The sequence below is a fragment of the Hyphomicrobium sp. genome (assembly GCF_041659645.1).
Taxonomy (GTDB): Bacteria; Pseudomonadota; Alphaproteobacteria; order Rhizobiales; family Hyphomicrobiaceae; genus Hyphomicrobium_B.
In genome coordinates, this window is the sequence record NZ_JBAZXX010000001.1 from 89,329 (window position 1) to 115,069 (window position 25,741).

At 59.1% G+C, this 25,741-nt stretch carries 23 protein-coding genes and 1 tRNA gene; 12 read left to right on the plus strand and 12 right to left on the minus strand.

Annotated features, from left to right (window positions below; all coding sequences use genetic code 11):
• Positions 1–2: 2 nt before the first annotated feature.
• From WC811_RS00380 to WC811_RS00390, 3 genes are read right to left on the minus strand one after another with little or no spacing between them, the layout of a single operon-like run.
• Positions 3–986 (minus strand): HlyD family secretion protein, encoded by a 984-nt coding sequence (locus WC811_RS00380; RefSeq protein WP_372639729.1) that lies wholly within the window; start codon positions 984–986, stop codon positions 3–5.
• The gene (locus tag WC811_RS00385) at positions 986–3,343 is read right to left on the minus strand and encodes an ABC transporter permease (RefSeq protein ID WP_372639731.1); all 2,358 of its coding nucleotides are present in this window, start codon (positions 3,341–3,343) and stop codon (positions 986–988) included. The genes WC811_RS00380 and WC811_RS00385 overlap by 1 nt, the downstream gene beginning before the upstream one ends.
• Positions 3,340–4,413 carry an HlyD family secretion protein gene (locus WC811_RS00390; protein WP_372639734.1) on the minus strand — a complete coding sequence of 358 codons (1,074 nt, stop codon included), beginning with the start codon at positions 4,411–4,413 and terminating at the stop codon, positions 3,340–3,342. Before WC811_RS00390 ends, WC811_RS00385 begins: the two co-directional genes overlap by 4 nt.
• Before the next feature lie 295 nt (positions 4,414–4,708).
• Here WC811_RS00390 and WC811_RS00395 point away from each other — a divergent pair, with 295 nt between their 5' ends.
• The gene (locus tag WC811_RS00395) at positions 4,709–5,467 is read left to right on the plus strand and encodes a phosphatase PAP2 family protein (protein WP_372639736.1); all 759 of its coding nucleotides are present in this window, start codon (positions 4,709–4,711) and stop codon (positions 5,465–5,467) included.
• A gap of 237 nt (positions 5,468–5,704) precedes the next feature.
• Entirely contained in the window at positions 5,705–8,029 is a 2,325-nt protein-coding gene (locus tag WC811_RS00400) for a TonB-dependent receptor (protein WP_372639738.1), read from the plus strand.
• A 61-nt stretch (positions 8,030–8,090) separates the two neighbouring features.
• Here WC811_RS00400 and WC811_RS00405 read toward each other — a convergent pair whose 3' ends face one another.
• The gene (locus WC811_RS00405; protein WP_372639740.1) at positions 8,091–8,543 is read right to left on the minus strand and encodes a hypothetical protein; all 453 of its coding nucleotides are present in this window, start codon (positions 8,541–8,543) and stop codon (positions 8,091–8,093) included.
• Positions 8,544–8,827: 284 nt separating this feature from the next.
• Between WC811_RS00405 and WC811_RS00410 the strand changes: the two genes are divergently transcribed.
• From WC811_RS00410 to WC811_RS00450, 9 genes are all read left to right on the plus strand, one after another.
• Positions 8,828–9,493: a Crp/Fnr family transcriptional regulator gene (locus tag WC811_RS00410; RefSeq protein ID WP_372639742.1), complete on the plus strand. Its 666-nt coding sequence runs from the start codon at positions 8,828–8,830 to the stop codon at positions 9,491–9,493.
• An 82-nt stretch (positions 9,494–9,575) separates the two neighbouring features.
• A complete protein-coding gene (locus WC811_RS00415) occupies positions 9,576–9,788 on the plus strand; it encodes a DUF2892 domain-containing protein (RefSeq protein ID WP_372639744.1) in 213 nt (70 codons plus the stop codon).
• A 36-nt stretch (positions 9,789–9,824) separates the two neighbouring features.
• A complete protein-coding gene (locus tag WC811_RS00420) occupies positions 9,825–10,718 on the plus strand; it encodes an MBL fold metallo-hydrolase (RefSeq protein ID WP_372639746.1) in 894 nt (297 codons plus the stop codon).
• A 37-nt stretch (positions 10,719–10,755) separates the two neighbouring features.
• Positions 10,756–12,423, plus strand: a complete 1,668-nt coding sequence (locus tag WC811_RS00425; protein WP_372639748.1) for a TIGR01244 family sulfur transferase — start codon at positions 10,756–10,758, stop codon at positions 12,421–12,423.
• Entirely contained in the window at positions 12,423–13,211 is a 789-nt protein-coding gene (locus tag WC811_RS00430; protein WP_372639750.1) for a sulfite exporter TauE/SafE family protein, read from the plus strand. Before WC811_RS00425 ends, WC811_RS00430 begins: the two co-directional genes overlap by 1 nt.
• 101 nt (positions 13,212–13,312) lie before the next feature.
• Positions 13,313–14,611 (plus strand): glycosyltransferase, encoded by a 1,299-nt coding sequence (locus tag WC811_RS00435; protein ID WP_372639752.1) that lies wholly within the window; start codon positions 13,313–13,315, stop codon positions 14,609–14,611.
• A gap of 28 nt (positions 14,612–14,639) precedes the next feature.
• A complete protein-coding gene (locus WC811_RS00440; RefSeq protein ID WP_372639754.1) occupies positions 14,640–14,984 on the plus strand; it encodes a cupin domain-containing protein in 345 nt (114 codons plus the stop codon).
• Between the two features lie 101 nt (positions 14,985–15,085).
• Positions 15,086–16,390 (plus strand): MFS transporter, encoded by a 1,305-nt coding sequence (locus WC811_RS00445; protein ID WP_372639757.1) that lies wholly within the window; start codon positions 15,086–15,088, stop codon positions 16,388–16,390.
• Positions 16,391–16,622: 232 nt separating this feature from the next.
• Entirely contained in the window at positions 16,623–18,149 is a 1,527-nt protein-coding gene (locus WC811_RS00450) for a hypothetical protein (protein ID WP_372639759.1), read from the plus strand.
• Between the two features lie 133 nt (positions 18,150–18,282).
• Here WC811_RS00450 and WC811_RS00455 read toward each other — a convergent pair whose 3' ends face one another.
• From WC811_RS00455 to WC811_RS00470, 4 genes are all read right to left on the minus strand, one after another.
• Positions 18,283–18,951, minus strand: coding sequence for a type 1 glutamine amidotransferase (locus tag WC811_RS00455; RefSeq protein WP_372639761.1), 669 nt, complete (start codon positions 18,949–18,951; stop codon positions 18,283–18,285).
• Between the two features lie 48 nt (positions 18,952–18,999).
• Positions 19,000–19,938 carry a carbon-nitrogen hydrolase family protein gene (locus WC811_RS00460; RefSeq protein WP_372639763.1) on the minus strand — a complete coding sequence of 313 codons (939 nt, stop codon included), beginning with the start codon at positions 19,936–19,938 and terminating at the stop codon, positions 19,000–19,002.
• A gap of 45 nt (positions 19,939–19,983) precedes the next feature.
• Positions 19,984–21,435 carry a glutamine synthetase family protein gene (locus WC811_RS00465; protein WP_372639765.1) on the minus strand — a complete coding sequence of 484 codons (1,452 nt, stop codon included), beginning with the start codon at positions 21,433–21,435 and terminating at the stop codon, positions 19,984–19,986.
• 87 nt (positions 21,436–21,522) lie between these two features.
• Positions 21,523–23,115, minus strand: a complete 1,593-nt coding sequence (locus WC811_RS00470) for an APC family permease (RefSeq protein ID WP_372639767.1) — start codon at positions 23,113–23,115, stop codon at positions 21,523–21,525.
• A gap of 307 nt (positions 23,116–23,422) precedes the next feature.
• On the opposite strand from WC811_RS00470, the gene WC811_RS00475 reads away from it, so the two are divergent.
• Positions 23,423–24,292 carry a MurR/RpiR family transcriptional regulator gene (locus WC811_RS00475; RefSeq protein ID WP_372639769.1) on the plus strand — a complete coding sequence of 290 codons (870 nt, stop codon included), beginning with the start codon at positions 23,423–23,425 and terminating at the stop codon, positions 24,290–24,292.
• A 132-nt stretch (positions 24,293–24,424) separates the two neighbouring features.
• On the opposite strand, the gene WC811_RS00480 is transcribed toward WC811_RS00475, so the two are convergent.
• The 4 genes from WC811_RS00480 to WC811_RS00495 all read right to left on the minus strand — a co-directional run bounded on the left by WC811_RS00480 (position 24,425) and on the right by WC811_RS00495 (position 25,720).
• The gene (locus WC811_RS00480; RefSeq protein ID WP_372639771.1) at positions 24,425–24,664 is read right to left on the minus strand and encodes a hypothetical protein; all 240 of its coding nucleotides are present in this window, start codon (positions 24,662–24,664) and stop codon (positions 24,425–24,427) included.
• 241 nt (positions 24,665–24,905) lie between these two features.
• Positions 24,906–24,990, minus strand: a tRNA-Leu gene (locus WC811_RS00485).
• A gap of 72 nt (positions 24,991–25,062) precedes the next feature.
• Positions 25,063–25,407 (minus strand): hypothetical protein, encoded by a 345-nt coding sequence (locus WC811_RS00490; protein WP_372639773.1) that lies wholly within the window; start codon positions 25,405–25,407, stop codon positions 25,063–25,065.
• Positions 25,408–25,417: 10 nt separating this feature from the next.
• Positions 25,418–25,720, minus strand: a complete 303-nt coding sequence (locus WC811_RS00495; protein WP_372639775.1) for a hypothetical protein — start codon at positions 25,718–25,720, stop codon at positions 25,418–25,420.
• Positions 25,721–25,741 lie beyond the last annotated feature (21 nt).

The window sequence follows — 25,741 nt, forward strand, 5'->3', positions numbered from 1 at the left end:
CATCACTTCGCGGCGGCTGCGGCTTTCTCGATCCAGACTGTCATTCCCGGTTCGATGCCGTCCGTCGGGCCGGTCGGGTCGATGCGGATCAGGAAGCTGTTGAGGTCGTGATCGTTCACGGCACGGGCGGCGCGCCAGACCGCGAATTCGCCGAGGGGTAGAAGCTCCGTGACGCGGCCGGGAACCCGGAGCCCCTTCGGCGTGAGAAGCGTGACCGGTGAGCCTATGGCTATTTCGCCGAGCCGATCCTCGCGGATCGTGAACGAGAACCAGCGCTCGTGAGGGGCGTTGAGCGTCAGGATCGTCTCGCCTGGCGCGACGACTTCGCCCGGCTCCGCGACCCGTATGCCGATGGTGCCGTCAATCGGCGCTGCGATCTGGATCTTGGCAAGCTGGGCTTCGACATCGGCGGTTGCGGCCGAGGCAAGGATGACCTTGGCGTCGGCGACAGCGCGTTCTTCGATGGTCGGGCCGGCCTTGCTTTGCGATAACTGCGCTTCAAGCTCCGCGAGACTGCCCTCGGACTTCTTGAGCGTGCTCTCGGCCTCGTCGAGCTTCTGCTTGCTCGTGAAATTCTGTGCTGCAAGGGTCACCGAGCGATCGTATTGCTGGCGCGCGAGCACAACATTCGATTTTGCGATTTCGACATTATGCGCCGTGATGGCGATCTGTTCCTCGCGGACTCCGGCATAGACATTATTGCGATCGGCGAGGGCCTGTTTCTCGGCGGCCTTCGACTGTTCGACGGACGCGGTGAGTTCCGGGCTATCGAGCCGCACCAGCACGTCGCCCTTGCGGACGGCTTGGCCGGGCTTCACCAGGATCGCGTCGAGACGTGCAAGGACCTCGGTCGAGACGTGGATTTCGGTTTCCCGTGCAATGCCGATGGGCAGCGGGCTTTCGATTGCTGCTTCGCGGTGGAGATAATAGATGCCTCCAGCGGCGCAAAGCGTAATCAAACCGAGCAGTAGAAGGCGGCGACGCATCACTGTACCCCCTTGGAAAGTTCAGTCGTTCGACGGCCGAGAAGTCGTCCCGAGAGTATCGTCAGCGCCGCGTAAATCGCGACAAGTACCCACAGATTGATCCAGTCGCGAGATACCTCGTGTAGCGTGGCGCCCATCTGGTTGATGCGAACGAGACCGTCGATCGCAGACGTGCTCGGGAAGATGAAGCTCAAGGAGCGCAACGTCGACGGGATGGCTTCGACCGGCCACGCGACGCCGACCAGGAAGAAGAGCGGCAAGCTCGTCGCGATGAACAGCAAAACCGCCGTTTCGCGGCGCTTGAACCAAGAGCCCGCAAACTGACCGAGCAGGCTCACCGACAATATGAATGGGATCGCGAGCATGAGCAGGTCCAGGATGCGGTTCGAACTGGAAAATCCGTAGACGCGTGGCAGAACGATCAGATAGAGCGCCAGGGCTGGGAGCGCCAAACAGAGATGGGCGAGCGATTGCCCGATCACGGCGCGAATGTCATCGCGGCGACGGCGGCCCGAGACGCCGCCTTGCTCGTTGGCGACGCCGCCCAGTGTCGCCGAGCCCATCAGTAACGTCTGCTGTATAATGAGTAGGAAGGCTGCGGGTACGACGTAGCTCGCATAACCTCCGGTCGGATTGAAGAGCGGCTCGCTCAAGGATTCGACCGGCGATACCTTGATGATACCGGCGTGCGCGAGGCTGCCGTCGAGGCGGGCGCCGCGCGTGGCGATGTTCTGATTGACGACACCTGTCGCTTCGGTGATGCCCTGGACGATGCGGCTGTAGACGAGGAAGTAGGCGGCGTCGACGTAAGCGCCGATGCGCGCCGGATTGCCTTTTAGAACTTCCTTTTCGGTGTCCCTTGGGATCGTGACGATGCCGTAGACCTGCCGTCTCGCAAGCGCCATGCGGGCGTCGGCTATGGTGTCTGCCGCGACGGCAACTTTTGTCGCCTCGTCGGCGTTCAACGCTTGAATATATCTACGGCTGATTTCGGTTTGGTCCTGGTCGACGACGGCGATCGGCAGTCCGCGCAACAATTGTCCGAGATAGGGTTGAGGGTAGAGCACGCCGTAGATCACCGGCGCGAGGACGATTAAGCCGAGAACGCCCTTGTCATTCAGGACGCGGCGGATTTCATCGAACATCGCGCCGCCGATGCCCGGCACCATGGCGGCGTTGGCATTCGGGGCGACGGCTTCCTCTCGCGGCACCTTGGCATTCCGTATTGCCGACAATCGCCACCAGCCGAGCATCAGGACGGTAACGGCGATGCAACCGAGAATCGCAAATGGCTTTACCGATTCCGCCGGCGGCAGTCCGCGCACCGCCTGATCGAACAGAATTTCGATATACCACTTGAGTGGCAGCAAGGAGCCCCACGCCTTCGCGAAGCCGTTCATCGCGAGCGCGGGGAAGCCGACGCCGGCGAAGCCGAAAGCCGGAGAGCAGAAGATGGCCGTAACGCTGAGGCCAAGCGCAAGGTTCCGCGTCAGAAGCGCGAAGAGCGAGCCAATCGCGAGATAGCCGATGATCAGGAGGCAGGCGGCTGCGCCCATGAGCAGCGGGTCACCACGGAATGGGATATGAAAGAAGCCATGAATGATGGCGGCCACGACGACCATCATCAGAATGAATATTCCGAACAGCGGCAATAGTTTTCCGATGAGCGCCGTCAGTGGGCTGCCGCCCGCAACGCGCATCCATTCCGCCATGCTGCGCGAAGAGAATTCCGAGCCGACGGCGTATCCGGCCGCTATCGCCGTGATGACGTGGAGCACGGTCGGGAGGATCGCGCGCAACAGGAACTGCGCGTAGTTCAATGCCGGATTGGTCAGAACGTATTGTTCGAGGACCAGCGAGCCCGGTTGAAACGACGTTTCCCGGCCAACCACGGGAGAGGGAAGTTTCGCGGTCGCCGTGGCGATCGCGGAGGACAGCGCGCTGTTGGCGTTATTGCCGGGCGTAAAGTACTGGCGATTGTAGAACACGACGATTTGTGGACGTTTCCGTCCCATCAGATCGCGCTCGAAATGTTCAGGGATATAAACGGCGGCGAGCGCGTCACCCGTGCGAATTTCTTGCATGGCTTCGTTCAGGCCAGTCGCCCGGCTTGCCACGCGCACGCCCGGCGAGGAGGCGATGGCCTGGATGTAATTCATCGACGTCGGGGTGCGATCGCTGTCGACGATGGTGACGTGAAGATTGCGGATGACTGCGCTGCTGAAGGTGTATGCGAGCAGCGAGAAGGCGATCAGCGGGACGCCAAGGACAAGAAACAGAGCGACGCCGTCGCGCCGCATCCACCGCAACTCGCGCGTTGCAACGAGCAGTATCCCTGGGCTCGGAGCGTTCTTCATTTGCCGCTCGGCGTCGGTGCGATAGCGTAAACGCTCATGCCGGGACGCAATTCGGGAATGGGCGGAGCCGGATAAGCGCGGACTTCGAACGTCCGGAGATCGAAATCGCCGGTCGCACGGGTTGCGCGCCAGCCGGAATATTCGCCCTTCGGCGCGATGACGCGAATGGCGGCCGTGATCTCGCGATTGCCAAGCGCCGGCACGCGCAACTTGAATTCGTCGCCGACCTTCAGGCCTTTGACCAGATCTTCGCGAAGATCGAAGCGGACCCAGACGTCGTTCAGGTCGACGAGAGACAAGAGCGGTACGCCGGGCGACACGTATTCTCCGAGTTCGGCGCCGATCTGATAGACCTGCGAAGCGATCGGCGCCTTCACCGTCAATTCGTCGACCTGGGCCTGGGTCGTGTCGATGGCGGCTTGGGCCTGAATGACGTCGGCACGCGCGATTGCTCGTTGCTCGGGCGTGTAGCCGTTCACCGCTTCCTGGTAAGCGATCTTGGCCTGTTCATCGCTACTCTGGGCGACTTGGAGATCGTTGGTAACTTCATCCAGGCGCTGGACCGAGGCGTTGCCGTTGCCGGTCAACTCCTTGATGCGAGCGTAGCTGTTCTGGGCGAGCACCAGATTGGCGGCGGCGACACTGGTCGCAGCCTTCTTCTGCGCAATTTCTTCGGGACGGGTGCCGGCTTGGATGTTGGCGAGGTTGGCTTTGGCCACACCAAGCGACGCCTGCGATTGCTGCAGTTTGGTAACGAGCTCGGGATTGTCGATCTCGAAGAGTACGGCGCCGGCCGTCACGTTGTCTCCGCGTTCGACCGGTCGCTTACCGACTTTGCCTTCTACGCGAGCGGCGATGTCGATGCGTGTGGCGTCGGCTTCGCCCTGTACCAGGATCGGCTGAGGCTGCGCGAGATACCAAAGAGAGAGGCCCACGATAGCCGCGATAATGACACTGACGATAATCGCGGGCGCGCGTGCGACCGATCCGGATCCCGAAGGAGGAGGGCTTTCTTTTTGCTCGATGGCGTCCGGCGTACTCGGGTCCTTCGTCGGGTCGGCGTCCGTCATCGTCGTCAATTCCCCCGGCTACGCGGCATGGTTGTCTTAAACTCGAAGCGGAGCGTTCTTCCGCCGAGGCTCGAACCTAGAATATTACGCGCGGAGTGCCAATTGGTGGAATTTTGCTTCGTCATTGCGGAGAACCGACTGAGACACATTATCTCGGCCGACGAAGCGCCGAATGTGGAGGGCTGCGAAATGTGAACGGGTGATCGGAGCGCGCAGCGAGTGTCACAGATCTGAAAGGGTGACGGTTCATTGGATTCGCTTCCAATGCGCGATGCGCGAAGTGAAAAAGGGTCCCATGACGATGTTTCGGAAAACGATGAGTTTCGGCGTTCTTCTTGTCGCGTGCCTTGTGGCACCCATTGCGCTGTCGGCAGAAGAACTCAGCTGCCCAACTCCGCCGGACGATCCGCTGGTCAAGCTTCTGTCGCCGCCGCCGTGCGATCGTTGCGCGGAAACGAAAGGGGAGATCGAAGAGCTTCAGACCATCGAGCATAATCGCAGCGATGCCGCCGCGAAGCACGCGTTGGCGGACTACGAGATTTCGACGACGCGCTTTCTTGAGGGCGCCGACATCAAGTTCGACGCCGCCGCTTTCGCCAAGTGTCAGCCGATTTTCGACAGGCTCAGCGAAAAAACGAAGGAAGCCGCCGAACACGCGAAGTCGGCGTTCTGCAGAACACGGCCGTACAGCCTGCCGGATAATGGTTTGAAGCCGCTGAAGACCGGCAAGTACAGTCCGTCGTATCCGTCCGGGCACACGACATATGGCACAGCGCTTGGGGCCGTCCTCGCTCAGATGGTGCCGGAGAAGCGCGCAGAGTTTTACGCGCGGTCGGCGGACTACGGCCATAGCCGGATGGTCGCTGGCGTGCATTATCGCAGCGACGTCGAGGCCGGAAAGGTACTCGGCATGGAAGTCGCGACCGAGGCGTTCGCGAGCGACACGCAATTCCGGACGATGTTTCCGGAAGCCACAACGTGCGTTCGCGGCGCGTTGGGCCTCTCGTTGGCACCCCAAGCGTCGGTCGAAGCGGCGCCTGCTGCCAAGCCGTAGTCAATTTCGCCGCGTCGACGTTTGACGGGCTTTTGTTCGCAAAGAGTGCCGCGCGCCACTGACTTGGCGCGCGGCACTTTTGTATGTTTCTGGACATATCGCGGGCGTCGCCTACTTTGTTGCCCCGCAACAACAGCTATCCATCGAATCTAAGTCTGTGACCGCGCATCCGCTTGAATGTTGAACCTCGTTCCGAACAATATCGGATATTATAACATCCAAATGGAAGTGCCGATCATGGCTGTATCAAAAGTGCGCGGGCTTGCCCTTGCGCTGTGTTCGAGCGCGAGTATCGCGCAAGGTTCCGTTGTATTCGCGCAGGGGACGGAGACTCCGACGCCGCCGTCATCGCCGTCGGGCGCTCCCGCAGCAGCGACGACCCAACAACTGCCGCCGGTCGTCGTGACGGAACCGCGCGTGAAGTCTATCGCAAAGACGTCGAGGGCGTCGGCGCGAGTAAAGCCGAAGTCATCGGTGGCAAGCACGCCGTCGCCGGCCGGCAAAGAGCAATCCGACGCTGCGTCTGATGGCAAAGACAATTCTCTGGCTTTTCAGAGCAACGCGTTCAACGCGGCGCGGAACGATATCTTCACGCAGATCGGCGCGAATTCGTATTCGTTTGGTGAGGACGCGCTCCAGTCGTTGCCGCAAGGGACGCAAACGCCCATTAGCAAGGCGCTGTTGCAAGCGCCCGGTGTCAGCCAGGATTCGGCTGCGAGCGGCCAGCTTCATGTGAGGAACGAGCACGCCAACTTGCAATACCGCATCAACGGCATTCTGCTTCCTGACGGCGTTTCGGGATTCAGCGATGTGCTCGAAACGGGCTTCGTCGATAAGCTATCGCTGGTGACCGGCGCGTTGCCTGCGGAATACGGGCTGCACACGTCCGGCCTCGTCGACATCACGACGCGCACGGGGGCGCAGGAGCCCGGGGGCACAATCAGCACCTATGGCGGGAGCCGAGGCACCTTGACGCCGAGCATCGAATACGGCGGCAGCACGGGCGCGGTCGATTATTTCTTCACCGGCCGCTATCTCATGAACGACGAGGGCATCGAGAACCCGACGTCACGCTGGGATGCCATTCACGATCATACCGATCAGGAGAAGGGGTTCGGCTATGTTTCCGCGATACTCGATGAGTCGACGCGGCTGAGTTGGATATCCGGCGTATCGGTGCAGAATTTCCAGATTCCAAACACGCCGGGACTATCAACCAATACGCCCTTTGCGGGAAACAACGGGCTTCCTAGCTACTTCAATTCCTCGCTTCTCAATGAAAACCAGTTCGAACAGAATTATTATGATGTGATCGCGCTCCAGAGGAAGATCGAGAACGGAGATTATCAGATCGCCTATTTCTCGCGTTACAGCGATTTGCATTTCCGACCGGACGATACGGGTGACTTGTTCTTCAACGGCATTGCATCCGATGTTCAGCGTCGTAGCTTTCTCAACGGCATTCAGGCCGACGGTTCTTACCGGTTGAATGCCTACAATACGCTGAGGGCTGGTTTCACGGTCAGCGGCGAGCAGACAAAAGCGATCAATAATTCGTCGGCTTTGCCTGACGATCCCGGCGACGCAAACATCTCGAATACAAACGATGAGACATCAAAGCTCGGCTGGCTGATCGGCGTCTATGCGCAAGACGAAATCCGCTTGACGGATAAGCTGACGTTGAATGCTGGCCTACGCTTCGACCAGATGTACGAATACGTCGATGCCAATCAATGGAGCCCGCGCGTCAGTCTGGAGTATCGACCATTCGAAGGAACGACGTTGCATGCCGGATACGCGCGGTACTTTACGCCGCCGCCTCAGGTCGCATCGGGTCCGACCAATATCGCGCTGTTGGATGGAACGGTGGCGGCGAGTAGTTGCCCCACCGGCGGGTGTGGGCTCGTGCAACCCGAGCGCTCACACTACTTCGACGCGGGCATCACGCAGACGATTTTTCCGGGGCTCGAAGTCGGTGTCGACGCCTACTACAAGCTCGCCCGCGATCTCCTCGACGATGGGCAGTTCGGTGCAGCGCTCGTGCTTGACGCGTTCAACTACGAGAAGGCGGTCAATAAGGGCATCGAGGTCAAGGCCAACTACACTTGGGGCAATTTCAACGCCTATGGCAACGTCGCGATCGGACAGCAAAAAGGCAAAAACATCATCTCGAACCAGTTCCTGATTGACCCCGACGACCTCGAGTTCATCAAGGATCACTACATCTTTACCGATCACTCGCAGACGATAACGGTGTCCGCGGGGCTATCTTATCTTTATGAGGGCACGCGCTTCAGCGCCGATCTGATTTACGGCAGCGGACTTAGGACCGATACGGACGAGGTTCCGAACGGCGCGAGCGTTCCTGCTTATACGCAGGTCAATCTCGGGATTTCGCACGAGTTCGACAAGTGGTTCGTGCGGCCGACGACTGTGCGGTTTGATATCGTCAATCTCTTCGACGAAGTTTACACGATCCGCGACGGCGAAGGCATCGGCGTTTTCGCGCCGCAGTACGGACCGCGGCGCGGATATTTCGTCGGCGTTTCCCAGAAGTTTTAGAACGTCGAAGAGCCCGCCTTTATCAGGCGAGCTCTTTTTTTGTTCGGCTTCTATGGTCCGATTAAGGGTTGGTCTTGCTTGGCGTCGTAGCGGCGGGGCCGTTCTTGTTGCCCTCGGCGCCCTTTACGCCCGTCGAGTCCTGTGTAGGGACGGTCGACTTATCGATGTTCGCGTTATCGCCGCCGACGCCGGTGTTGCCGGATGATGCGCCGGTCGAAGAATTGCTGCTCTCAGGCTGCGCCGAGGGACCATTCTTCCCGCCTGCCTCGCCCTGAACGCCGGGTCCAGAACTTTGCGGCGACATCGTCGTGCTGTTGTTATCGGCCGTCGAAGACGTTGCCGGTTGAGTTGCGCTCGTATCGGCGACCTTCTGCGTGTGATTGTAAAAGTACCAGCCGCCGAACACTACCGCGGCCAGGAAGACGATGCCGATGATTGCCGAACCGCTGGAATTACCGACGGCGTCTTGCCCGAGATTGCGCTCGCGACCGGATTGCGGATCTTCGTATGTCATGTTTTTTCCTCCGAATACGTCTCGGAAGAACGAAGCCGCAAGCGTTCTGGTTCCGGTGTGCAGCGCGAGAAATCCGTAAGGCTGCACGCAGACGTTTGTAATTTGAGCGGCTCTCTTGTTATTTCTGCTTTTTTCGGAATTTTGCTGGCTATCTCGCGGCATTGCACAATATCTGCGGCTCAGCATGAACGCGGGTCAATCGCCACATTCTGTGCTAACGCGACGCCTGCCTGCGCCCCACTGGCGGCGCTTAGCTCCTCGCGGTGATACCCAAAGAGTTCTTCATGATAGATCAGCAGTGGACAGCAAACTTCCCGGGGCTCAGAGATCTCGAGCCCGAAATTACGCATCTGCTTTTCACAACGAGCAAAGTCGTCGATCTGCCAGCGGGGACGCGGATCTTCGGTCCCGGGCAATCGCCGGAGAGCTATATCCTGCTGCTCGATGGGACTGTGCGCGTGCAGCAGGTGTCGGAGGGCGGACGGGAGATCGTGCTCTACCGGATTGCGGCAGGACAGAGTTGCGCGCTCACGACGGCCTGTCTGATGGGGTATGAAGACTATCAAGCGGAAGGCGTTGCCGAAACTGACGTGAAAGCGGTCGCTATTCCGAGGGCGACGTTCGACGAAGCGATTTCGCGCTCGGCGGCTTTTCGCAAATTCGTTTTCACCGCGTTCAGCGTGAACGTGACGACGCTCTTTAAGATCATCGAAGAGGTGGCGTTTTCGCGGATCGACGTAAGGCTGGCGCAGCGCCTATTGCAGCTCGCGGATTCGCGTGGGCGGATTGAGCTGACGCATCAGCAGCTCGCGGCCGAACTTGGGTCCGCGCGGGAGGTGATCGGGCGGCAGTTGCACGAATTCCAGCGTCGCGGCTGGCTGACGACATCACGCGGAAGTATCGAACTGGAAAAACCCGACGCCCTGCGGCAGCTCGCCGCTATGTATTAGTTTTATGCTATGTGACTTGATCACATACGCCTAAATTTTTTATCTTTAGGCAATTCTCTGGAAATTCATTCCAGAGGCTAATATGAGTCTGAACGTCGGGGAGTTAGACAGGATCCTGCGTGTCGTCGTGGGTCTGATCCTTTTGAGCCTTGTCTTCGTCGGCCCGAAAACCCTTTGGGGACTTGTCGGGCTATTGCCGCTTTTGACCGGCCTCGCGCGCTTCTGTCCGGCGTATGAGGTCGCGGGCGTCAGGACCTGCAATAGCTGCGGCAAGCAGGTGACGAAGAGCGATTAGGAATTCACCGCGAGATGCGGCTTAGGAGTTGAAGGCATGGATCCGATCCCACATTCCGTCGATCTCTCGGTCAAGCCCGAGGTAACTGCGTTCTTTGACGAGGCGACCAACACTGTTAGCTACGTCGTGAAGGACCCGGCATCGAAGGCTTGCGCGATTTTCGATAGCGTCATGGATATCGACTACGCAGCCGGCCGCATCAGCTATCAATCGGCCGACAAGATCATTCGCTTCGTTCAGGATCATCATCTGAAGGTCGAATGGCTCATCGAGACGCACGCGCACGCCGATCACCTTTCCGCGGCGCCCTATATTCAAGGCAAGGTCGGCGGCAAGCTCGGCATCGGCGCCAATATCAAGATCGTGCAGGACGTGTTCGGCAAGATCTTCAACGAAGGCACGGAATTCCAGCGTGACGGCAGTCAGTTCGACCGGCTATTCAACGATGGCGACGCCTATACGATCGGCGGCATAAATGCGTTCGCGATGTTGACGCCGGGACATACGCCCGCTTGCATGACGCATGTCGTCGGCGATGCGGCGTTCGTCGGGGATACGCTTTTCATGCCCGACGGTGGCACCGCGCGGGCCGATTTTCCCGGCGGCGATGCGCGCGTTCTTTACCGCTCTATCAAGCGGGTCTTGGAGCTGCCGCCGGACATGCGCCTGTTCATGTGCCACGACTACGGACCGAACGGCCGCGATATCAAGTGGGAGACGACGGTTCGCGAAGAACGGGCGCACAACATTCACGTTCGTGACGGCGTCAGCGAAGACGAATTCGTCGAGATGCGGACGGCGCGCGACGAAACGCTGGCGTTGCCGAAGCTGATCATTCCATCCATCCAGGTGAATATACGTGGCGGCAATCTTCCGGAGCCCGATGCCAACGGCAAGCGGCAGCTCAAGGTGCCGATCAATGAACTCTGACGGTTTCTCTTTTCGGCTTTCGGCATAGGACTTCGTGATGACACCTAAGAAGCTTTCCGACGATCTCTCGGTCTCGCCCCAAATCCTGCCCGGCGACGTTGCTCAGCTGGCGGCTCTCGGGTTCAAGTCGATCATCGCCAATCGGCCCGATGGGGAAGGCGCGGATCAACCTTCATTTTCCGAGATCGAGCGTGAAGCGGAGGCGAACGGCCTCTCCGCCCGTTATATTCCGGTCGAAACCGGCAAGGTCAGCGACGCCGATTCGGAGGCGTTCGGCGCGGCGTTTGCGGAGATGCCGAAGCCCGTCCTCGCCTACTGCCGCTCGGGCACGCGTAGCACCACGCTTTGGGCGCTCTCCGAAGCCGGACGACGGCCGATGGCCGATATCCTCTCGAAGGCGAGCACAGCGGGTTACAACATGTCCGGCGTCGCCAGCCGAATTGCTGCCGGTGGCAGCGTTGCCTCCAACGCGCCGGTCGAAAAATACGATATCGTCATCGTCGGCGGCGGAGCGGCCGGAGCGGCGGTTGCCGGAAGCCTGTACGCCCGTAAGAGCAATCTCAATATTGCGATCATCGAACCGGCTGACGTTCATTACTACCAGCCGGGCTGGACGCTCGTCGGCGGGGGCGTTTTCACGCCGGAGCAAACGGCCCGGCCGATGGGGTCCGTGTTACCACGCAGGACGACCTGGATCAAAGCGGCCGTCGCGGGCTTCGATCCGGACAACAACTCTGTTGTCATCGAAGGCTGCCGGACCATTCGCTACGAGCACCTCGTCGTCTGTCCGGGATTGAAGCTCAATTGGGGCGGCGTCGAAGGATTGACCGAGACGCTCGGCAAGAACGGCGTGACGTCGAATTATCGCTACGATCTCGCGCTCTACACGTGGGAGCTGGTCAAGTCGCTCAAGTCGGGGCGGGCAATTTTCACGCAACCGCCGATGCCGATCAAGTGCGCGGGGGCGCCGCAAAAGGCGATGTATCTTTCGGCCGATCATTGGTTGCGCACCGGATGCCTCGACAGAATCGCGATCGAATTCGACAATGCAGGCGCAGTTCTCTTCGGTGTTGCGGACTACGTGCCGGCGCTGATGAGCTACATTGAGCGCTACCATGTGGATCTGAACTTCGGCAGCAATCTCGTTGCGGTCGACGGTCCGGCGAAACGCGCAACATTTGCGAAGGCTTTGCCCGACGGCACGAGAGAAACCATCGAAAAGCCCTTCGACATGATGCACGTCTGCCCACCGCAGACCGCGCCGGATTTCATACGTGCAAGCTCGCTTGCCGACGCGGCGGGATGGGTGGATGTCGATCCGGCGACGTTGCGCCACAAGACATACAAGAACATCTTCGGGCTTGGAGACGTCACCAATACGCCGAACGCCAAGACAGCGGCCGCGGCGCGGAAGCAGGCGCCGGTCGTTGCCGAGAACCTGCTCCACGATATGGGTGTTCGCCCGAGCATATGCGTTTACGACGGGTATGGATCGTGTCCACTGACGGTTGAGCGAGGCAAGATTGTCCTTGCCGAGTTCACGTATGGCGGCAAGCTCGCGCCATCGTTTCCGCTTGCATTCATCGATGGGCGGAAGCCTTCGCGGGCCGCTTGGATGCTCAAGGAACGTATTCTTCCGCCGATTTACTGGCAGGCCATGCTGAAGGGTCGTGAGTGGATGGCCAAGCCCAAAGTCATGGCGTGATGGCTCACGATTTCCTTGCGGTGTTTTCGGGGTCTCTTGTCGGGTTCGTTCTTGGGTTGATCGGTGGAGGCGGCTCCATTCTCGCCGTTCCTCTCCTGGTTTATCTGGTCGGCGTGAAGTCTCCGCACGTCGCGATCGGCACGAGTGCGGTCGCCGTGGCGCTGAGCGCGGTTGCGAGCCTTGTCGACCATGCCAGACATCATCACGTCAAATGGCGGTGCGCGATGGTGTTCGCGGCCGCTGGTACAGTCGGCGCTGTGCTTGGTTCGGAGTTTGGCAAGCAGGTCGACGGACAGAAGCTGCTTTTGCTGTTCGGCGTCCTGATGATCACGATCGCGGCGCTGATGTTCCTAAAAAAGAGCGGCGGCGGCGACATGGAGGTCGAGCTAAATTTTGCCAGCGCGCCAAAGCTCTTGCCTTATCTCTTGGCGTATGGCGCCGCGGTCGGCGCCGTGTCGGGCTTCTTCGGCATCGGGGGTGGGTTTCTGATCGTTCCGGGTCTGATGGCCGCGACCGACATGCCGATGATTTATGCGATCGGTTCGTCGCTGTTCTGCGTCGCCGTGTTCGGGTTCACGACGGCGGGCAATTATGCGCTGTCGGGCTTGGTCGACTGGCCGCTGGTCGGGCTTTTCATCAGCGGCGGCGTTGTCGGCGGTCTGGCCGGGCGTTATGCGAGTACGTCGTTGGCGAAGAAGAAGCAGCTTTTGTCGCAAATCTTCGCGACAATCGTGGCGGTCGTCGGGATTTACGTCGTCGCGCGAGGGCTGCCCGCACTCATCGGATAAGCGCGGCATCCTCGGATCGCTTGCGGTTCCCTCTTGCCGAAGTTCGGTCTGCCGGTTGAAGATGCCGGCCATTGTCGTTGCCGATGGCGAGGGTGGGGCGAATGGGCGAGCAGAAGACGGTCGCGTTCTTTCCGGAGGCGGCGTATGGGCCGGCGCTCAATTCAGTCGGCATCGCGCAGGCTGTCGAAGCGCGCGGCCATAAGGCAGTCTTTCTGTCGGATCCGGGTTTCGTCGATGTCTACCGTTCTTACGGCTTCGAGGCGCACCCCGTTAATCTTTCCGAGCCGATGCCGCCGGAGCAGATGGCCAAGTTCTGGGTGGATTTCATCAATGGGCACATCCCGAATTTCCGGAAGTCGCCTTACGATCAGGTCGACAACTATGTGAAAGATTGCTGGACCGCGATCGTCGATAGCGCGAAATGGGCGCAGAAGGATCTCCCGGGCGTACTGGGCGAACTGAAACCGGACCTCATCGCGGTCGACAACGTCATTCTATTTCCCGCGATCAAGCAGTTCGGCAAGCCGTGGGTGCGGATCATCTCGTGCTCGGAGAATGAGATCGAGGACCCGGCTATTCCTCCACATCTCTCCGGATGCGCCGAGCATGATCTCGAAGGTCATCAGCGGTACCGCGATCACTTCAATGTGGTGATCCAGCCGATCCACGACGATTTCAACGCGTTTCTTGCAAGCTGCGATGAAGCGCCTTATCCGATCGGCCAGTTCTTCGAAGCGTCGCCGTATATGAACCTTCTGCTCTACCCAGAGGCCGTGAAGTTCGACCGGGAGGAGCCGCTGGCGCCATCGCAATTTCAATATCTCGAAGGTTGCGTGCGAAAAGAGGCACCTTACCAGGTGCCGACGTTCGCCGCGAACAACGACAAGCCGCTCATTTACGTTTCGTTCGGCAGCCTCGGATCGGGCGACACCGAGCTTCTGAAGCGGATCATAGCGACTATCGGGACGCTGCCGTACCGCGCGCTCGTCAACGTCGGCGATTACATGGATCAGTATGGGGAACTGCCGCCGAATGTGATCATCGATAAGTGGTTTCCGCAGCCGTCGGTCATCCCGCTGGTTGATGCGGTTATCCATCATGGCGGCAACAACTCATTTACCGAGTGTCTCTATTTCGGGAAGCCCGCAATCATCATGCCGTATGTCTGGGACGGACACGACAACGCGGCGCGCGTGCAGGAAACGGGACACGGTTTCAAGATGCCGCGCTATGATTGGAGCGACGAGGATCTAGCCGCCAAGCTCGACGCGTGTCTGCACGATCCCGCAATTCAAGCGAAGCTTGCCGCGACCAGCGCTCACATGCGCGCCCAAAACGGTACGCAAAAAGCGGCTGACATTATCGACGCGTTGCTTCAAACCGGGCGCTACGACGCTTGATCTTCTTTCATGCAATAAGGACCGTCCCGTGACGACACCGATTATTCGCAATCCGCTCGACGTTACCGATCTTGCCGACTGGGGCGCCATCCCGATCATGATCGAGGGAACGTCGCAGACGTCGGGTGTCCTCTTGCATAAAAATGCGAATGGGGAGTCGGAATGCGGCATCTGGGTGTGCACGCCGGGGAAGTGGGAGTGCCATGTTACGCGCGACGAGTTCTGTCATTTCATCTCCGGCCGCTGCACCTACGTTCGCGACGACGGCGAGGTTATCGAGATCACGCCGGACACCGCGGCGTTCTTTCCGCAGGACTGGAAAGGGGTCTGCACGGTCCACGAGACCGTCCGGAAGCTCTATATGATCCGCTAAATTCAAATTAGTCAGGGCGCAGCTTCGGCTTGCGGAGGCTGCCGCTGCCTGGAATATTCCGGCAGCCGAATCGTTTTCGTCAACATCGTCAGGTGAGCCCTTTGACCGGATCAAAGACCGTTTCCACGCGCCGCGTGCTGCTCGCAAGTCTCGCGGGAACCGCGATTGAGTTCTTTGATTTCTACATCTACGCGACCGCCGCAGTCCTTGTTTTTCCCCATCTGTTCTTTCCCAACTCAGACCCGACGACCGCCACGCTGCAATCGTTCGCGACGTTCTCCATCGCCTTCTTTGCTAGGCCCATCGGCGCTGTGCTTTTCGGACATTTCGGGGATCGGATCGGCCGGAAGGCGACGCTCGTCGCAGCGCTGTTGACGATGGGTCTCTCGACGGTCGCTGTCGGGCTCTTACCGACGTATGCGACGGCGGGGATTTGGGCGCCGGTCCTTCTCGCTCTGTGCCGTTTCTTTCAGGGCCTTGGGCTCGGTGGCGAGTGGGGAGGTGCGGTACTGCTGGCAACCGAGAATGCGCCGAGTTCGAAGAAAGCTTGGTTCGGCATGTTCCCGCAGCTCGGCGCGCCGATCGGCTTTCTCTGTTCGACCGGCATCTTTCTTTTGCTCACGGAAACGCTGACCGATCAGCAGTTCGCATCGTTTGGCTGGCGTATTCCTTTCATCGCGAGCGCGGCGCTCGTCTTGGTGGGACTCTATGTGCGTCTGCGCATTTCCGAGACGCCGGCGTTCAAGCAAGCGATCGAAAAAAACGAACGTGTGCAAGTGCCGCTGCTGACCGTGTTCCGGAGCCATTTGCGGCTGCTCATACTCGGAACCTTCGGCGCGCTTGCGACATTCGTTCTGTTTTATCTCATGACGGTCTTTGCCCTGAGCTGGGGCATCAGCGCGCTCGGATATACGCGGCAGCAATTCCTGCCCATCCAGATGATCGGAGTGATCTTCTTCGGGCTGACGATCCCGCTGTCGGCATGGCTCGCGGATCGGTTCGGCCGTCGCACGGTTCTTCTTTCCGCCACGGCGCTCATCGCCGTTTTCGGGTTGATGTTTGCGCCGCTGTTTGGTTCCGGGCAAGCCGTGGGCGTGATCGCATTCATGATCATCGGGCTAGCGCTGATGGGGCTCACATATGGTCCGTTGGGGACGGCGCTGTCGGAGCCGTTCCCGGTCGGCGTTCGCTATACGGGGGTGTCTTTGGCATTCAACCTCGCGGGCATTTTCGGCGCGTCGCTCGCACCCTATATCGCGACCACATTGGCGACGAAGTTCGGAATCGAAGCTGTCGGATTGTATTTAACCGGAGCTTCGATGCTGACGTTCCTGGCCATTCTGGGGCTCGGGCGGATTGGCGATGGTGCGGAGACAACCTTGCATCCGGGCAAGGTGGAAGCCTAAGGGCTTCGGCGCGAAGGTAGTTCGATCGGCGGACAGATAAAGTATTTTGGCGCGCCATCGCGATAACTCCGCGCAGTTCGCAGTTCGATTTTCACCATCCACTAACCTCGTTCCGCGGGACCTGAAGAGTTCCGCCCGGATTTTGTTCATTGTTTGCAAGATCGTCTCGAATTCGAAAGCTTTGAGAGTGCATTGACCTAGCTATTGCAGGTTCCTCAAGAGGCTCTCAGGGATGTTCAGTGTCGTGCATATTGCCCATGTCGCGGCGCTTGGAATCATCTCGTGCGCTTGTGTCGTTTCGGGCTCGGGCGGGGCCTCGGCGACCGACGATGCGATACGGAATAAGTTGGCGCGCAAAGAGTGTACGCGCGGAAAATTCAAGGACTACTATCTTCAGGGAGAGGGCGGCGATCCGTCGCCCGACTATAAGGGCCGCGTTTACAAACTCAGTCAGGACTATCCGATCCAGGTGCCGCCAAAGGAAGCTTATCCCTGGCTGAAGATCCCGTTCAAGGACGGCGGTCCGGTCGATTCCAGGGCCTACCTGCAGGCGCTGCTCGATTACGGGACCGAGGGCAATATCGAAGCGGGTTTCTATGTCGAGGATAACAAAGTCCGCAAATGGTACGGCGCGCCTTGGATGGATTGGAACACCGAGGTCGCGTCCGATTGGCCCGGGACCGACGGCCGCGAATATGTGCATGGCCTGACGCATGAGTTCGATACCGCCGGCAATACCTTCGGGGAAAAGCAATCGGAGTTCGTCGATACCTGGGCGCAGGCCTACGTGAACGACCGGTACGCCTTCGCCCTCGGTCAAGTGTATTGCGATCCCGACGATCCGAGGCCCGGCGCCTTGAATCCCGATCCGACTGGCTTCAACAGCATGCCCGATGGCTCGTTCGTCATCAAACTGCTGTTCTCCACCGTCACCGAGGCCGAATTGCCGACAGTGAAGGGGGCGCTCGAATGGGATGCCGATATCTACGTCAATAAGAGTCCGAGGTATCGTAACGCGGGGCCGCTGTCGCGGTTCGAGCGTCGTCTCGGCAAAGTGCGATTGATCCAGATCGATCTTCAAGTCCGCGATGAGCGCAGTCCGACGGGATGGCTTCTCGGGACCTACGGATACGATGGCAACGCCAAGGGCGATACGCCGTGGCAGCGCATGGTGCCGCTCGGCCTGCAATGGGGCAACAATCCGAAAGTCACGTTCGCGGAAAGCTGCTCGGGTCCGAGCGGACCGTGCGACTATGAAAAACTGACGGAGCAATGGATCAACCTGCAAGCGGTCAAAGACCTTGCGACGCCTCCGCTCAATTTCAATCATCTTGGATTTGGGGGCCGCCTGGCCGGTCCGGTCGATAACCCGAAGAGTTCGTGCATGGGCTGCCACCAGACGGCGGGATTTCCGATGGTGCCAATCCTCGCCGAGTTCGCGCCGAACAGTGCCATATTGAAGCTCGATGCGGAGACGCATCCGGAGACCGCTCAGAGCGTGCGCATGACCTATTTCGGCAACGTGCTCGGCGGTTCCGTCTTCAGCGACACGCAGCTTTATTCAGCGGACTACTCGCTGCAACTCGCGATGGGACTTCAGAACTTCGTTTCCTTGCGATGCGCGAAAGACGCAAGTCCGCCCCGGCCGTCGCTTTGCGGCGAGCTCGATGATTGGGCGAAATTACAAAAGAAGGCGATCGACCAAGTCCAAGTGTTTGGGACACCCGGCGATGGCGGCGCGCCTCTGAAGCCGCAATAATTGATTGTCTCGTATGAGACGCGGAAAACAGGATCACCGATTTTAGATCCGTCTATGCGCGCCGGTGCGCCCATGAGGGAGGCGGGTGTCCATTTGGAGAAGCGCAAAAGCCGCTCTCAGGCCGCCTGGGCCCTTAGCTCGTGATCCTATTGAAGACCTTATCAAACAGCTCAAAAGCGCGCTTTTCGATTTCGGAGACGTGCTGGTTTGCATAACGCAACGCTTCATCGAGAGCGTTTCTATCGGCGGCGGGCATCGCGCTTCGGTATCCTCCCCAGTCTTGCAGGACATCGGCTGAGACTTCGGGGTGGAACTGAACACCGACAGCAGAGCCATGTTCGAAAGCCTGCACTGTGTTGTTGTCGGCGGCGAGGATTTTCACGTTGCCAGGAAGAGTTATGAAATCTCCGTGCCAGCGCAACCAAGGCCCCTGCCAAACCGGCGTTAACGCGGTCGCGTTCTCCATCCAGCCGCGATACCGATGGCCCATCGGCATGACCGTGCCACCCAGGGCAGTCGCCAGGAGTTGCGCGCCAAAGCAGATGCCGAAAACCGGCACGGAGTTCGCGACGAGGAGCTTCATCAAGGCGCGCTCGCGGGCAATCCATTGGACGTGAGTCTCGTAGACACCGCGACGCGACCCGAGAAAGACGACCGCGTCGTCGATGATGTTCGCAAGATCGGTCGTTATGATTTCTCTCGGCGACATCGTGCGCCGGCACGTCCAGCCTTTGGCGGTGATAAACTTCTCGACAAGACCAGCGCGACCATACGCGCTGTTCTGAATGACAGTAATCTTCATCTTCCGTCCGCGCGGCCCATTGGAGTTTGTGTTCTCAGACGTGTCGCTTCAGCGCCAGAGTTTTGCGGCATCGAAGCGATCGCCGCGGATGCGAAGATCGAAGATGTCGGGACGGTAGTAGTGGCCAGTAACATCGAATAACTGGCGATTTTCGTAAACCGTCTTCACGTCGATGGTGTAGGAGATTAATCCCTCGACACCAGGAGACGGCGGAATGACGACCGTTCCATCAGGTGCGACGAGGGACGATCCACCATCGAAAATAACATCGTAGCCTTCCGCGACGAGTTCCGACTTGAACGGAAAATCATCGGGAATGTCGCTCATCGAGAGAAGGCCGTGAACGCTGAGAGACCAGACGCGTCCCTCACGAGCGGTTGCGGAAACGATGCCTTCCGCTACGACAGCATTTCCTGGCCACAGACTGATGTGGAGTTCCTCCCCGCCGCAATAGAGCGCAAATCGCGCCATCGGCATCCAGTTTTCCCAGCAGCAGAGGCTGCCGACCTGGACACCTGAGATGCGATGCGTGCGGAGTCCATGTGCATCGCCCGGCGCCCAGCACAGCCGCTCATCGTGTGTCGGCATAAGCTTGCGATGAACTCCAAGCACGCCCTGCTCCGCGTCGATTTTCAAAAGTGCGCAGTAGAGCGTCCCGCGTCCGACGCCGCTGCCGCGCTCGTTGAAGCCGAGAAAGACGGACACGCGATAGTCGCGCGCCGCTTCCGCAATCTGCTTCACCTCGTCGGAATCGGCCTCGATCGAAGCATCAAGGAGACGCGCGTAAGCGTCGCCCTGCTTGGGATCGCCGAACGATGCGGCATCCGTCCGGCAGAGCCAGAATGGATATCCGCTCACGAACGCCTCCGGGAACGCCAGAAGGTCGATCTCCTCGGCGGCCGCCTGTTTTATCGTATCGATGACCTTTGCGACGGTCGCCCGTTTGTTGAGCCATACGGGCCGGATCTGAGCAGCGGCGATCTTCAATGCGTTCTCCTGAAGGGATGTTCGTTGTGTTGACGCGCGAGCGCCTCAGTACATTTCGAAATATTCCTTTTGTTCCCAATCCGTCACCGCCGCAAGGAAACGACCGACTTCATGCTCCTTCAGCATGATGAGGTAGTTCCAGAATTTTTCGCCAAGCGCGTCTTTGATGACGACATCGTTTCTGAAGCCTTCGATCGCTTCCATCAGGCTGCGAGGCAGGAGAGGCGCGTCGGCCAGATAGGCGGCGGCAGCAGGAGAGCCGGGATCTTTCTGGGTTTCGACACCGTCGAGGCCGGCGATGAGCTGCGAAGCAATATAGAGATAAGGGTTTGCGGTCGGTTCGCCGATCCTGTTTTCGACGCGCGAGGCGCCGTCACCCGGCCGGCCTATGACGCGGACCATAGCGCCGCGATTTTCAAGTGCCCATCCGGCCTTGAACGGCGCGAAACCGTCCGGCCGCTGGCGTTTATAGCCGTTGATGGTCGGCGTGCTCATCAACGAGGTTCCAGCCGCGTGCTGAAGAAGGCCGCCGACATAGTTCATACCAAATGCGGAAAGCGGGCCTGTCCCGTCTTCGGCCATGAACATATTGGTCTTGTCCGAAATACGCCGGATGGATTGGTGCATGTGCCATCCGCTCGGAAAGACGTTTGCGACCTGCGGATGCGCCATGAACGTCGCGTGATAGCCATGGCGGCGGCAGATTTGCTTGACGGCCGACCGGAACAGCAGCGCGCTGTCGGCGGCTTTCATCGCCGTCATTGGGCTGAAGGTAATTTCGCACTGACCCGGACCCCATTCATCCTCGACGGTCGCGAGCGGCAAGCCCAACGCTTCGAGATTCGATTGCAGAAGCCGAAGCACCGGGTCGATTTCGTCGCCGCGATTTTCGGTCAGATACTGATAGCCGTGCGAAATCATCGAGACCTTCGGCGGCTCCGGCGGGTAGCCACTTTCTTCGGGCCGCAAGCACGCGTCTTCGAGCTTGAAGACGTAGAACTCGAACTCCAATCCGACAACCATCTCGAGGCCTTTCTCTTCGAGGCGCTCAAGCTGTCCACGCAGAATCTGACGCGTCGAGAGCGGGCACGGCGTACCGTTCGATAGATACGCATCGCTCAGGATCCATCCGGTGTCCGGCGCCCACGGCAGCACGTGGAAAGTCGATGGATCGGGAACGAGGACGCCGTCCGGAAGACCGATCATTTCCGGAACATTCAGCTTATTGGAATCACCGAACGGGGCGACGATCGGATGGTTGGTCGTGTCGAAAATGGCGGTAACGAGCTGGAAATCCTTGCCGCCTTTGAGGCTCGACCGGAATTCCGCTGCAGTGACTGTCTTGCCGCGCACGATACCGTGCTGATCGCCCCAGCCGATGCGAACATATTTGATGTTTTCCCGCTCGATCCGCGCGATCAGCTCGGCCGCCATAAGCTTTTGCTCTTCGCTCCAGAGGCCGTGATCTTCTATGAATTGAGGTTGCTTGCCCGACATCGTTTTACCCTTTGATTGAAATTCAATATCGTTGAATGGCGTGGCCGGCGCGGAGCGCCGGAACCACCAATTGCGTAGACCCATGGCCTATTTCGCCGCGTGTTCGGCAGACGCCAGCATTCCGTCGGGGACGCCCTGATAGATGAGCCTGCCGATCTTTTCGAATTTCGCTGGGTTGGTCGCCTTGATGAAGAACGCGCCGACGAGGCCTACGGCAAAGATTGCGATATCGAGCGGGATGATCCATTCCGCAAACGCGAATCCGCCACCAAGAAACTCCATGTTCGTCGCGCAAAGATAGAGCGCGAAAGCCTGAGACAGGAACGCCAATAACGGCGCAACGAACGTCGACCAGCGGCCAGCTTCGGCTGGATGATTGTTTTTGAAATAAGCAATAACGGCGAGAGACACGATGGCCTGAGCAGAAAGGATGAGGATGGTGCCCATCAACGCCATGAGACTGAACAATCCGGCGTAAGCATCCGTCTTGGGATCGTCGGCGCCGATGAAGATCGCGAAGGCTGCGATCACCAGTATCGCGAGAACCGTTTGCACGATTGAGGCGATGTAGGGCGTTTTGTGAACGAGATGCGTGCGAGCGAGGGCCTTGGGGAAGATGCCTTCACGGCCCATCGCATAGAGATAGCGCGCGGCAGTGTTGTGAAATGCCATTCCGCACGCGAATGAGCTTGTCAAAATCAGGTAGCTCATTACCGACGTCACCCACGGTCCGAGCAGTTTTGTCGCCGGATCGAAGAAGAATGTCGCAGAGTTGTTCTGCGCCGCGTCGATCAGGGAATGGAAGTCAGGGTAGGAAGAAATCACTGCCCAAGTCGTGATGGTATAGAACACGCCCAGGCTGATGACAGAAACGTAGAGCGATATCGGCACGATTTTCTTCGGATTGACCGATTCTTCAGCATAGTTCGGGGCCATTTCGAATCCGACCCACGACCAGAATGCGAAAAACAGGCCGATGCCGGCCGCGCCGCCCAACAGCTTGCCGTCGGGTTCGAAACCGCTAAATGCGGCAACCGGGTTGAGAGCCGATATGGACACGGTGACACCATGACCGGCATGGGCAAAAACTCCGATGTCGAAGAAGAGAAGGATCAAAACTTCGGCGACCAACGCAATGCCGAGCAGAGCGGCCGATAGCTGGACTTCGAAATAAGTCAGTATGGAAATCAATAAGACCATGCCAATGGCAAGCGGCGCCCACGGCACGTTGATGCCGAAAAGCTCTGTGAGTTTCAGGTTGAGGAAGTAGGCGAGGCCGCCTGCAAGCGCCGGTTCAAAGATGGCGTAGGCGGCGACGGCGCAGAATCCAAACGCCATACCGAGTTCGCGTCCGAGCCCGTGACTGATGAATGAATAGAAACCTCCGACGGCCGAGACCTTCGACGCCATCGCCGCGTAGCCAACCGAAAACAGAAGGAGGATCAAAGTCGCGACGAGGAATGCGGCGGGTGCGCCAAGCCCATTGCCGTTGCCGACGACAATCGGAATATTGAGCAAGCTCGCCGTCATGGGGGCTGCCCCGGTCAGCGTCAGAAACAGAACACCGACCAATCCCACGGCTTTCGGCTTAAGAAGCTGGACGTCCTTTTGTTGGGTGACGTCGAACGAATTGTCGGCGGCCCCACCGGTAGCCTCGCCTCCTTTGACAGACGGATACATATGCTTTCCCCTTCTCAGCTTGGGGTGTCCCTCATGGGCCCCTTCCGCGGATCACCTTTGCAAGCTATGTACCAAATAGAACAGAATATCTGATTTGTCATCATTTCTGTTTCATAAGTAACAGACGGCTGTACTAAATTTAACAGATCGGATAACGCCTATCCGCACATAATTTGCGCGTGCTTTGGCGCGCGGATCCAAGAATTTGCATAAAAAATGAGCGGAGCGGGAGGCATTTGATGTTCTATTTAGCACAGCCGATCGCGCCATCCGCTCCGGCGACGGCGGCGATGGAGGGTTCAAATCGATGACGGGTTTGCCGCACACCACGGTCGCAGAGATGATCCGGCGGCGCCTCGACCAACTGACGCCAACGGAGCGGAAAGCCGCCCTTATTCTCCTCGGCAACTACCCCGTTCCCGGTCTTCAAACCGTGGCACAGTTTGCGAAGCAGGCGGACGTCAGCAATCCGACCATTCTTCGGCTGATTTCGAAGCTGGGCTTCAGCGCCTACGCCGATTTTCAGCAGCGGCTTCGCGACGAGCTCGAAGCGCGCCTGCGCTCGCCTCTGACAAAAGACATCCTCGGGCAGGATGGAAAGGGCGCGGCCGAAATTCCCGCGTTCGCGAAGTATTGGGAATCCGTCTCGAGCGCGCTGGCGGCGTCGATGCATCTGATCCGGCCGTCGGAATTCGACGGCGCGATTGCTCTCCTCGCCGATGACCGACGGCCTGTTACGATCCTCGGCGGGCGGCTAACGTCGAGCCTTGCACTGCAAGCCTTCCTGCATCTTCGAGAGTTGCGTTCGAATGTGACCCTCATCGATAGCCAGACCGCAACGTGGGCGGAACACCTGCTCGGCGTCACAGCGTCGAACACGTATCTGCTTTTTGATATTCGCCGCTACCAGGATGATGTGATCCGCGTGGGGCAGGAGGCTGCTGCGCGAGGGGCAAAAATAATCCTCGTCACGGACGAATGGTTGTCGCCCCTGTCTGCAGTTGCGGAACATGTGTTCGCGTTGCGAATTGCCGTCAATTCGAACTGGGACTCGTTTGCCCCGATCTCCGTTCTGATTGAAGCGATGATTGCGCGTCTGAGCGCCCAACGCTGGCCCGAAGTTAAAACCCGAATGGAAGAGCTGGAGTCCATCCGGCGGAGACTGGACACCCGATAGAATAATTTGCGCTGCGGCCTGTGCGGACGTGTAACTATTTCGACCGATGTTTCTGCCGGAGACGGCCGCAATTGGGATTTTTTCTGCCGAACCGCGCACGTCAGGTACGGGACAACAACGGTCAGCCCGGACTCACCATGCCCGAAATGCGGATCGCGTTCCGCTTTGTTGCAGGAGCGCGCGCGCAAGCTGCTCTCCGGCCACGGTGAGCTGACCACTCGCGTCGAGCCAGCCATGATCGGTTGCGAGGCGTGACACCTCATCCACGTTGCCGCCGCCGGACAGCATCCCCGCAAACCCTAAAATGACACTCAAATCATCTGGGGTGTCATCCGGGGCGGCTACGTTCTTATCATCGGGGGGCTCTTGCACGAATTTCCTCATCCACTCGCGGTCCGCGACGTTCCCAAGGGTAGTGGCAGTTAGATCGGTTTTCAATTCGCCATTGGGATCGATTTTTCATGTCAGTCGTGCAATTCGCGCAAGCTCGCGATCAGCCCAAGGTGATCAACATCAATAGGATCGTGGCCGCCACATCACCGGCTGGCGGACAAGGCATGCGCATCACCAATGTGATAATTTAAATCATTAATTTAATTTAGGAAAATACTGATGGTGCCCCAGGAGGGATTCGAACCCCCACACCCGATGGATAGCAGATTTTGAGTCTACCGCGTCTACCGTTCCGCCACTGGGGCAAGCCACCCTGAAAAGGGCGAAGCGGGGACTTATAATGACTGTGGACGTCGCGTCAACGCGGTCAAAGCAGGTTATCGCAGGGTATGCGTCACCCGGCCCGTGGCGTGGTGGTGCTCTACGACGTCGATTTTGTCGCCGATCTTGAGCCCGCGAGATTTATAGGCGAGCACGCGGATAAGCTGACCGTCCGCCAGGCGGACGATGACGTTCTCGCCGTCGGCGGAATCCTGCTTGGATACCAACGGTTCGAGATCGGTCACAGTGCCGCCAACGTCTTTGTTGTCGACCTTCAGGTCCAGCTCTTCGTAGCTGAAGGCCAAGCCAATCGCTGCAACGATGGCGAGGCCGATGCCCGCCTTCTTGGCGCGGTCGATCCAGAGTGCTCTTTCGAGCCGCTTTCGTGTTTCTTCGCGCAAGGGCCCCTCCCTAGTCGCGCTGCGTGTACCAGACCTGTCCCCAGGGTGTCACCCACTCCGTTATGAATATTCCGCCGCCCATTGGAACGCTGTGGGGATTTTTGGTCGCGACGTCGATCAGGGCGCCGCCGGGGAGGCGGACCTTGTAGCGCGGCGGGGTCGGGGGAAACCATTTGGGAGTCGGGTTTCCCAGGTCGACGCCGACGACGGTGCCGGATAATGAGCCGCGCTGTCGCGATAAGATATCGCGGGCGAGGCCCCAGGCGACACCTGCTGCCAGCAAAACGAGAAAAAGGACGACCCAGGTTTTCATGGATTTTCTCCATGGCTGCGG